Origin of the sequence: uncultured Intestinimonas sp., assembly GCF_944387725.1 — a bacterium.
In the GTDB taxonomy this organism is placed as follows: domain Bacteria; phylum Bacillota; class Clostridia; order Oscillospirales; family Oscillospiraceae; genus Intestinimonas.
In genome coordinates this window covers 1-8,550 of sequence record NZ_CALXGA010000080.1, presented here as the reverse complement: position 1 = coordinate 8,550, position 8,550 = coordinate 1, and the positions used below count along the sequence as shown (strand labels likewise).

Genomic DNA, 8,550 nt, shown 5'->3' with positions numbered 1-8,550 from the left:
GGGCTACTGGGGCGCCAAGAGCAAGCACTTCAAGATGGCCAACGAGCAGGTCATGAAGTCCCTGAAGTACGCCTACACCGGCCGCCGGCTGAAAAAGCGGGACTTCCGCTCCCTGTGGATCACCCGCATCTCCGCCGCCTGCAAACTCAACGGCATGAATTACTCCACCTTCATGAACGGCCTGAAGAAGGCCGGCGTGACCATCAACCGCAAGATGCTGGCCGAGCTGGCCGTCAACGACAAGGCCGCCTTCACCCAGCTCACCGAGATGGCCAAGGCCAAGCTGGCCTGAGCCCTTCCCCGCAGATGACAACCGCCCCCCGGCACGCGCCGGGGGGCGGTTTTTTTTTGCCGCCGGAGGGGCGGCCTGGTGCAGCCAGATCTGCGGTGGCAGCCACAGACCCGGGGCCTGCGCCGGCACTCCGCACCAAAAAGAGGTGAAGCCGCCGCTTGACACATCGCATAAGGAGGTGCAGGCAGTCACATCCCGCCCGCCCTTAGCGCCGACAACAAAAGCCGCATCCTCTTCCAGCTTCAAGGTGCGGCAAATTTCCGCATGGCTGCGGAATCTGCACCCTCCTAAACGCACGAGGAGGCATTGTGTGCGCCATACGCAGGCAGGTATTCTGGCTTAGGCGTCAAACGCGCCCCCCGCCTTCCCAGAGCCCGGCTCCAGTGACATAATGGGGGTCCGCTTCGCCAATACAGCAACGGCTTTGCGCGGGACTCTCACCCGGCTTCCCTCTTTCGGCCCGAAGAAATGCACCTACGTACCACTTATGATTCAGTTGTCAGCATGGCTTGCCACAATTATAGCCTTTCGGCTCAGTCCTGTCAACCCTGACCGTAAAAATCCCACAACAAACGCATGGATAACCAGATCTCCCTAAAAGGATACGTTTATCCATATAAACTTGTACTCCACCAAGTCAGAAACTTGCATTTGTCTTCCGGCAGAATTTCCGCGTAACCTCGTTATCGTCCTTGATGGGCGCCAGCCCACCGGCGTCCTCTGCCTTATTCCGTGAAAATTTCACCCGAAATCCAATCGATAATTTCTAGGGCTTGTTTGAAACATGTCAACATGCCCAACCGGCGGGTCTTTTGCCCCCTGGACGGCGCAATTTTTCCTTGAAATCCGCCGGGATTCCTGCGAAAAAATTGCTTGCCGGCGGACCAAAATCCCTCGCTGCCGGACACATCGCCAATTTTCAAACAAGCCCTAGCTTGACAGGGTATTAGCAATATATTTTCTTAAAATTTAACTGCATATAAATTTATAGGAAATTTGTTGCGCACAAATACAATTTTTCTTTTGTATACCGGAAAAAGGGGGGGCGTTCATAATTTATTTACTCATGCGTTTGCCGTGTAAAAATCCAGGTGAACACATTTCATGCGGATCCCTAAAGCACAAGGCCCGTGCTCCGTAAACGGATGGATGCCAGAAAAGTCCATAGGATAAGCCGGGCCGGAAAAATGCTTCCGCCCCCGCCGCCCAAATGGGCGGCGGGGGCGGAAAGGAGTTGGGAAAAGACCTACTGCCAGTCTGCCGGGAATACCGTATAGGCATACTTGGCGTAATCGGGGGTCGTAAAGTGGATGTGACTGCCCTTGGGAATGTAGATGACATCCCCGGCGTCTCCGCCCACCACGCGGCCGTCGATCTTGATCTCCAGGCGGCCCTCCAGGACGATGTCCCACTCGTCGTAGGTCAGCGTCCACTCGAAGTCGGCCCCGTCGGAGAGCTCCATAATGCCGCAGCCCATGCGGGGGGCCTCCTCCAGGGTGGCCACGTCCTTGAGCTTCACATCGTTCCGGCCCTCGAAGGGCTCCAGCTCCACGGTGGAGGTCTTGACGCCGATGACGCCGCTGGGGTCCACCTGCTTCTGGAAGCCGCACTTTCCAGAGCAGCCCGCCGCCTCGGCGATGACCTTCTCCACAATGCTGCGGATGAGTTCTTCACTTACATTCATAGCAAATTCCTTACCTTTCCAGGCGAAATCGTCTTTTAGGCGTTGGCGGCGTCGATCTTAGCCAGCAGCTTGGAGGAGAGCAGGTTGGCCACAATGATGGCGGTGACGCCGGCCACCAGCTTGCCCACGATCACGGGGAAGATCATGTCGGGGTTGTTGCCGGCCGTGAAGCCCAGGTGGTCGCCGAACACGAAGGCGGCGGACACGGAGAAGGCCACGTTGAGCAGCTTGCCCTTGGGGTTCATCTCGCCCATGATGTTGAACATGGCGATGTTGTTGGCCAGATTGGCCACCATGCCGGCGGATGCCTGCTCGTTCATGCCCAGCGCGGCGCCAATCTTCTGGAGGGGCTTGCCGAAGGTACGGGTGATCCACTCCACCATGGGGAAGGCGCCGATGAGGACGATGGCGATCAGGCCGCAGGTCAGCAGGCCGCTGTCCAGACCGCGGGAACCGTCGGCGGGGTTCTCCACCATGATATAGAAGATGGGGAACATGATGCCGGTGATCTGCTCGAAGACGGCGATGGCGGTCAGAGCGGTGATGACGATGGTAACGCCGGTGCCGAAGACGTTGAAGCCCTTAATCATGGGGCCGGGGGCAACCCACAGGCCGATGACGATAAGGGCCGCGATGATGATAACGGGGATCAGGTTCTGGAGGATGGTGACGATGCCCAGGTGGTACTCAGGGGCCAGGGTGTTCATCATGAGGCCGCCCACGATGCAGCCGATGGGGATGGTGATCATACCGGCCAGGACGCCGGCGCCCAGATAGGAGCGGTCTTCCTTCTTGATGATGCCCAAGGCCACAGGGATGGTGAACACGATGGTGGGGCCCATCATGGTGCCCAGGATCAGGCCGGCGAAGTTGCCGATGGCCACGTTATCGCCGGCCAGCTGGATGGCCAGGGGATAGCCGCCCATGTCGCAGGCCAGCAGGGTGGTGGCAAACATGGCGGGGCTGGCGCCGAAGATGCCGTAGATGGGCTGGAGGATGGGGCCCAGCAGCATGGAGAGCACGGGGGCCGCCGCCACGACGCCGGCCATGGACATGGCCAGACCGCCCATGGCGTTGAAGCCGTCCTCGAACTTCTCGCCGTAACCGAGCTTGTTGCCGCGGATCTTGTCAACGGCGCCCACCAGCATAAAGATCATCATAATGAGCATGATGACCGAGTTGATGGAAATGCCGGAGATCCAGGAAGAGATGCTGTCGGTAAAAATACTGGGGTCAGCAGCAGCAATCAGTTCACTAAAGTCCATAAATTACACTCCTTCTCCTTCTCTTGGTCAGATTCTAGTTTCTGCTCAAAGCCCCCGCTTTATAACAGGGACTGGAACAGCTTGGGGGAGGGGCGCGGGATGACGGTGGTCCCCACCAGGAGCTCGGACTCCCGCTCCGCCGCAGCTACCGCCGCCCGGACGGCGCCCACGTCGCCGGTGAGGGTCACATATCCCTTGCCGCCGATGGCGTAGCCGATGCGGACCTCAATGAGGGTGATGTTGGCCGCTTTGGCCGCCACGTCGGCGGCGGTGATGGCGGAGGCCACGGAGTAAAACTCCAGGACGCCCACCGCTCCAGGCTTTTCCACCTGTGTGGTCATGCTGATGGCCTGGATGACCTGGGGATGGACGTTGGGGAGGGTCAGCGTGTCCACCACGCACTCGCCGCCCCGCTTGATCCCCTCGGCCATAGATGCCTTGACGTCTCCGGTGTCGCCGGAGATCAGGACCATGTATTTGCCCGGGCAGACGGTGGAGGAGTGGATGAGGTCCACCTGGGCCGCCTTCACCATGTAGTCGCAGGTCTCAATGCCCCGCGCAATGCTGTTGAGTTCTACCATGCCGATGGCAAGTCTGCTGGCGTTTCCCATGCTTCTCACTCCTTCCGGCCGCTGATGCGGGCGCCCTGCTCCGTGACCTCCAGCACCACGCCGGAGATGCTGGCGTGGATGTTGGCGCTCAGGCCCTCCGCCGCTTCAGCTAGGACCTCTCCCCGCTCCACATAGTCGCCCACCGCCTTTACCATATTGGCGGGCTTACCGATGTGCTGCGAGAAGGGGATGAAGACCTCGTCCGGGTTGAGCTCCCGGCACGCATGGGCGTGGAGCCCATAGTACTGGGAGAGGCCCAGACGGGCCGCCAGCCGGCCGGTGGGTGTGTGGCGCTGGTCCACGAAGGTTCTTGCTTGGGGCTCCATATTACGGGGCACCTGAATCCCCCGGTTCCGGAGCTGGATCTTCATGTACTGGTTCACCTTCCGCGGGGAGAGCCCCATGGGACAGGCAAACATCTCACAGATGCCGCAGTCGCAGCAGTTCATGGCGTCTCCGAAGCAACGCTCATACTCGTCGTTGTCCTGGATGCCCGGCTCCCGCCACAGGTTCCGCATCACCAGGTTGGGGCGGATGCGATGGCCGATGAGGTAGCGGGGGCACAGGTCGGTACACATCCGGCACTGGATGCAGGCGCTCCTGGTTTGGTGTCGGATGGCCTCCATGGGCAGGGTGGCCCGGCGGAAGAGATAGTGGTCCCGGGGCAGAACGATGATGTTGCCGGTGGTCTTGGTGACCACCGCCGCCTCCATGTCCTCCTGCCTCAGGAGCACCTTCCCCATCATGGGCCCGCCCAGGATCAGGGCGTAGTCGCGGATGGCGGGCTCCGCCGCCCGGACGCACTCCAGAATGGGGGTTCCAATGGGCACATGGAACAGGATGGGCTCCTTCACCTCGCCCACCACCGAGAGGAACTTATCCACCACGGGACGTCCCTGGATGGCGTCGAAGATGTTCAGGAGCGTGCCCACGTTGTCCACCACGCAGCCCACGTCCAGGGGCAGGCCCCGCTCCGGCACGGAGCGGCCGGTGACCTGCTGGACCATGGTCTGCTCGTCGCCGGCGGGATAGAAGGTGCCCATCTGGAAGATCTCGATGGACGCCCCCGCCTGCTCGATGGCCGTTTGGAGGGAGGCGATTTCGGCCTTGTACTTTCCCTTGAGGGCGATGACCGCCCGCTTGGCCTCCAGATGGGCCGCCACCGCCGTCACCGCTACCACGATCTGGGGGGCGTAGGTGCGGCACAGGTACTTGTCTGTCTCGATGAGGGGCTCACACTCCGCGGCGTTGACCACAAAGCACTCGGCCTTGGCGTTCAGCTTGACGTGGGTGGGAAACCCAGCGCCGCCGGCGCCAACGATACCGGATGCCTTGACAACTTCGGTCAGATTCATGCTTTCACCGCCTTCATTCTTGCCTTACCTTAATCCAAAACACTGGTGTCAATCTCTTGGTCGTCTACGATGCCAACCACGGTGGCGTCAACGGGGACCGACATGTCTCCAGCCGCGCTCCGGGCCGAACTCCCGCTGACGATGATGACAGTCTCCCCCACGCCGGCGCCGATGATGTCGCACGCCACCAGTGGCTCGTTCTCCCTGGAGCCGTCCAGGATGTTGAGGGGCTGCACAATGAGCAGCTTGAACCCCGCCAGCTTTTCCTCCTTGCGGGTGGCCCAGATGTTGCCGATGACCTTTGCGATTTTCATATCTCGTCCCCCTGTTTGACGCCGGGCGGCGGGAGCGGTTTGGCTCCCGTCCCCGGTCTGCTCAGTCTTCGTCCCGGATCAAGGTCATGCCCCGGTCCTTGGCGGCGTCCTTGGCCAGCGCGGTGACAATGGTTTTCTCGCCGATGTGTACCCGGGTCACCCCGTCCATGTTGGCCTCGATGAGGTCCTTCTCGGTGAGGACCCGCTTGTTGATCCGCACTTCCTTCTCCGCGCCCTGGTGCTCCATGGGGGCCAGGGTGCTGCGGGCCCCCAGAGGCGCTGCGGCGGGAGCCGCAGGCGCGGCAGCCGGCTGGGGCGCGGGGGTATCTCCGCCGCCCAGAATGGCCTGCTCCAGACCGGCCTGAGCGCAGATGACCACCCCGGAGGCCACCAATAGGTCCAGCTTCTGCTGCATCATGCTGTAATAGGCGGCGGGGGCCGTCTCCTTGTAGCGGTACAGCTCCACCTCTTCCGTGGGGACATAGACTTTTTTTCCTGAGAGGATGGCTTTGGAGGCAAGACGGGTATATGCGGTGTCGCAGGCGCCGGTGGCCAGGGCGGCCATGGCGTCGCAGCTCAGGTTGAAGAGCACCACGGCCTCATAGGCGTCCAGGTCCACTTCGTAGTGATGCGTCAGGGCGCAGTCCGTCGCGTAGCGGGCCTGGAGGGCCGCGCTCTCCAGCGCGGCGTGGCAGCCGGCGCCGTGGTCCTGGGTCAGGACCAGCAGTCCGGGCTTGCCCCCGGCGCCGGGAGCCGCCTCATCCCCGGACGCGCACCCCTCTGCGGCGGAGAGCTTTTCGGCGACGCGGCGCAGAATCTCCTCCACCATGGCGTTATGATCCATGCCTTCCCCTCCTTTCTAACGTCATTTAGAGTTTGCAGTTCATTGCGATGCCGGCCGGCGTCACCAGGAATGGGTTGGCCGGCTTGATGGTCTTGATGCCGGTCTCCTTCTCGAAGATGGTCTCGATGCCGGTGAGGCAGCAGGTGCCGCCGCACAGGTAGATGGCGTCGGTCTGGCTCTTGTCGATGTAGCGGTTGACAATGGACGCCATTTTCTCGATGACCGCCTTGACCACCGGCAGAATCTCCTTGTGACGGGCGTAATCCTGCTTGATGGCCTCGGCCTCCTGGAAGGAGACGTGGTAGTTCCCCGCCAGCACCAGGGTCAGGTGGGTGCCGCCGGTGGGCTCGTCTTCGATCTGCACCACCTTGCCATCCTTGAGGATGGCAAGGCCCGTGGTCCCACCGCCGATGTCCACCACGACGCCGTTTTCAATCTGGTAGATGGAGTTGGCGGCACTGGGCTCATCCAAAATATTGGTGACCTCAAAGCCGACTCCCTCCGCCACATACTGGTGGGTCTTGACGCTGGACTCCGTCCCGGCGGGCATGGCGATGGCGCAGTTGACCAGCTCCGTGCCCAGGCGCTCCTCCAGCTTTTCCTTCAAGTCCTTGACGATCTGGCGCGCCCCGGTGTAGTCCACCACCACGCCGTCCCGCAGGACCTGGGCGGCCTGCTTTTCGCAGGCGATGGGATTGTCCTCCTCGTCCAGAACCACCAGGACGATGTAGGCGGTACCGAGATCCAGCCCCACCTTCAGCTTGCTGCTTACGGGCTTGAAGGTCTTGGTCTCTGACTCCTCCACCCGGGCCATGTAGGCGTTGACGCGGTCTAAATCCATCATGGGTATGGCGCTCCTTCAAGTCAAGTTTCGTTTAATCCTGGTACTGCCCGGCCAGGTACCGGCACATCATAATGTGCAGGGCGCTGGACATGCGGTTGAGCTCCTCGATGATGTCCCCTCGGGTGTACTTGGCGCCGTTATGGAAGGCCTCCGCCGCCGCCACCTCGGTCTCCCGCACGGTGGTGCGCAGCTGGTTGAGCAGGGCGAAGTCCCGGCCCATGGTGTAATCGGGGAGCACCATGGCCTTGACGCCGAAGAACCGCTGGGGATCGTGGGACTGCTCCCGGAGCTCCGCATGGGTCAGGCCGATCATCTTCTCCACCCGGAAGGGCTCATCCAGTACATCACAGCGCATCATTTCCCGCAGAATGTTCAGAATGTCCCCCAGGTCGTCCAGGAGGGCCTTGCTGCCCCCCCGCTCGTGGATGTCCACCTGGGCCAGCACCACCGCGCTCTGTAGGGAGTCCAGCTTGCCCCGGAACACGATCCGGGGGTGGTTCTTCACCACCAGCACGTTCCCCACCAGATGGGTCATGTGCTCCGGCTTCTCCATGTAGAAGGCGCCGGTCTCGTAATCCACAAACTTGGGCTTGATGGGCGCGGGTGTGGGCGCCGGGATGGTCACCTCCGGCATGGGAGGCACCTCGGTGGCCACGATCCGGGGCTGGGGCTGCTGCCCCGCCTTCACAATCTTAATCTTCCGGGATTGCAGATATTCCCGCGCCGCCGGGGTGAGGATTTTCCCCTCCGGCACGACATAGCACTCCGGGTCTGTGGCCCGCAGCTCGCACCGAAGGGCGTCCTCTGTGATACATTTCAAGCGCTTCACCCCCTCCGTCGGTTGGTTTGACGCGGACTAGGCCGCGTGCTTACTTCTCCAGGCTGGGGAGGATGAACTCCACTTCCTCGTGGGGACGGGGGATGACGTGGACGGAGACCAGCTCGCCCACACGCTCGGCGGCGGCAGCGCCGGCGTCGGTGGCCGCCTTCACGGCCCCCACGTCGCCCCGGACCATCACGGTCACCAGACCGCCGCCCACATGGACCTTGCCGATGAGGGTCACGTTGGCGGCCTTGACCATGGCGTCGGCCGCCTCGATGGAGGCCACGAGACCCTTGGTCTCAATCATGCCAAGTGCTTGCATACTAGCCATATTGGAACACTCCTATACCTTCTAAGTGGTGCGCCCGGGCGGCAGGCCGCCGGCAGCTGCCGGCGGCTGCCCCGTGCGATGGGTTTGGATCAGTCGGTCTTGTCCAGGGAGGGGAGGATGAACTCCACTTCCTCGTGGGGACGGGGGATGACGTGGACGGAGACCAGCTCGCCCACACGCTCGGCGG

At 62.0% G+C, this 8,550-nt stretch carries 10 protein-coding genes, 1 pseudogene and 1 riboswitch; of the genes and pseudogenes, 1 reads left to right on the top strand and 10 read right to left on the bottom strand.

Going from position 1 to position 8,550, the window contains the following annotated elements; all coding sequences use genetic code 11:
- The coding region (gene rplT, locus Q0K09_RS09710) for a 50S ribosomal protein L20 (protein WP_294475744.1) at positions 1 to 292 on the top strand (292 nt) is incomplete at its 5' end.
- Between the two features lie 306 nt (positions 293 to 598).
- Positions 599 to 785: riboswitch (cobalamin riboswitch) on the bottom strand.
- A gap of 753 nt (positions 786 to 1,538) precedes the next feature.
- Here rplT and Q0K09_RS09705 read toward each other — a convergent pair.
- From Q0K09_RS09705 to Q0K09_RS09660, 10 genes and pseudogenes are all read right to left on the bottom strand, one after another.
- A complete protein-coding gene (locus Q0K09_RS09705) occupies positions 1,539 to 1,976 on the bottom strand; it encodes a cupin domain-containing protein (RefSeq protein ID WP_294475743.1) in 438 nt (145 codons plus the stop codon).
- Positions 1,977 to 2,011: 35 nt separating this feature from the next.
- Positions 2,012 to 3,241: an ethanolamine utilization protein EutH gene (locus Q0K09_RS09700; RefSeq protein WP_294475742.1), complete on the bottom strand. Its 1,230-nt coding sequence runs from the start codon at positions 3,239 to 3,241 to the stop codon at positions 2,012 to 2,014.
- A 59-nt stretch (positions 3,242 to 3,300) separates the two neighbouring features.
- Positions 3,301 to 3,852, bottom strand: coding sequence for a BMC domain-containing protein (locus Q0K09_RS09695; RefSeq protein WP_294475740.1), 552 nt, complete (start codon positions 3,850 to 3,852; stop codon positions 3,301 to 3,303).
- 5 nt (positions 3,853 to 3,857) lie between these two features.
- Positions 3,858 to 5,207, bottom strand: a complete 1,350-nt coding sequence (locus Q0K09_RS09690) for a 4Fe-4S dicluster domain-containing protein (protein WP_294475738.1) — start codon at positions 5,205 to 5,207, stop codon at positions 3,858 to 3,860.
- 29 nt (positions 5,208 to 5,236) lie between these two features.
- Positions 5,237 to 5,521 (bottom strand): EutN/CcmL family microcompartment protein, encoded by a 285-nt coding sequence (locus Q0K09_RS09685; protein WP_294475736.1) that lies wholly within the window; start codon positions 5,519 to 5,521, stop codon positions 5,237 to 5,239.
- Positions 5,522 to 5,582: 61 nt separating this feature from the next.
- Entirely contained in the window at positions 5,583 to 6,365 is a 783-nt protein-coding gene (locus tag Q0K09_RS09680; protein WP_294475734.1) for a hypothetical protein, read from the bottom strand.
- Positions 6,366 to 6,390: 25 nt separating this feature from the next.
- Complete coding sequence (gene eutJ, locus Q0K09_RS09675) at positions 6,391 to 7,209, bottom strand: ethanolamine utilization protein EutJ (protein WP_294475732.1); 819 nt, start codon at positions 7,207 to 7,209, stop codon at positions 6,391 to 6,393.
- A gap of 31 nt (positions 7,210 to 7,240) precedes the next feature.
- Positions 7,241 to 8,038 carry an ATP-binding protein gene (locus tag Q0K09_RS09670; protein WP_294475730.1) on the bottom strand — a complete coding sequence of 266 codons (798 nt, stop codon included), beginning with the start codon at positions 8,036 to 8,038 and terminating at the stop codon, positions 7,241 to 7,243.
- Between the two features lie 40 nt (positions 8,039 to 8,078).
- Complete coding sequence (gene eutM, locus Q0K09_RS09665; protein WP_130849384.1) at positions 8,079 to 8,363, bottom strand: ethanolamine utilization microcompartment protein EutM; 285 nt, start codon at positions 8,361 to 8,363, stop codon at positions 8,079 to 8,081.
- A gap of 89 nt (positions 8,364 to 8,452) precedes the next feature.
- A pseudogene (locus Q0K09_RS09660) lies at positions 8,453 to 8,550 on the bottom strand (ethanolamine utilization protein EutM); the annotation flags it as partial.

Excerpts from the sequence above, each read along its gene's own strand:
- eutM (WP_130849384.1), bottom strand. The coding sequence starts at position 8,363 with ATGGCTAGTATGCAAGCACTTGGCATGATTGAGACCAAGGGTCTCGTG.
- Q0K09_RS09690 (WP_294475738.1), bottom strand. The coding sequence starts at position 5,207 with ATGAATCTGACCGAAGTTGTCAAGGCATCCGGTATCGTTGGCGCCGGC.
- Q0K09_RS09685 (WP_294475736.1), bottom strand. The coding sequence starts at position 5,521 with ATGAAAATCGCAAAGGTCATCGGCAACATCTGGGCCACCCGCAAGGAG.
- Q0K09_RS09680 (WP_294475734.1), bottom strand. The coding sequence starts at position 6,365 with ATGGATCATAACGCCATGGTGGAGGAGATTCTGCGCCGCGTCGCCGAA.
- Q0K09_RS09695 (WP_294475740.1), bottom strand. The coding sequence starts at position 3,852 with ATGGGAAACGCCAGCAGACTTGCCATCGGCATGGTAGAACTCAACAGC.
- eutJ (WP_294475732.1), bottom strand. The coding sequence starts at position 7,209 with ATGATGGATTTAGACCGCGTCAACGCCTACATGGCCCGGGTGGAGGAG.
- Q0K09_RS09700 (WP_294475742.1), bottom strand. The coding sequence starts at position 3,241 with ATGGACTTTAGTGAACTGATTGCTGCTGCTGACCCCAGTATTTTTACC.
- Q0K09_RS09705 (WP_294475743.1), bottom strand. The coding sequence starts at position 1,976 with ATGAATGTAAGTGAAGAACTCATCCGCAGCATTGTGGAGAAGGTCATC.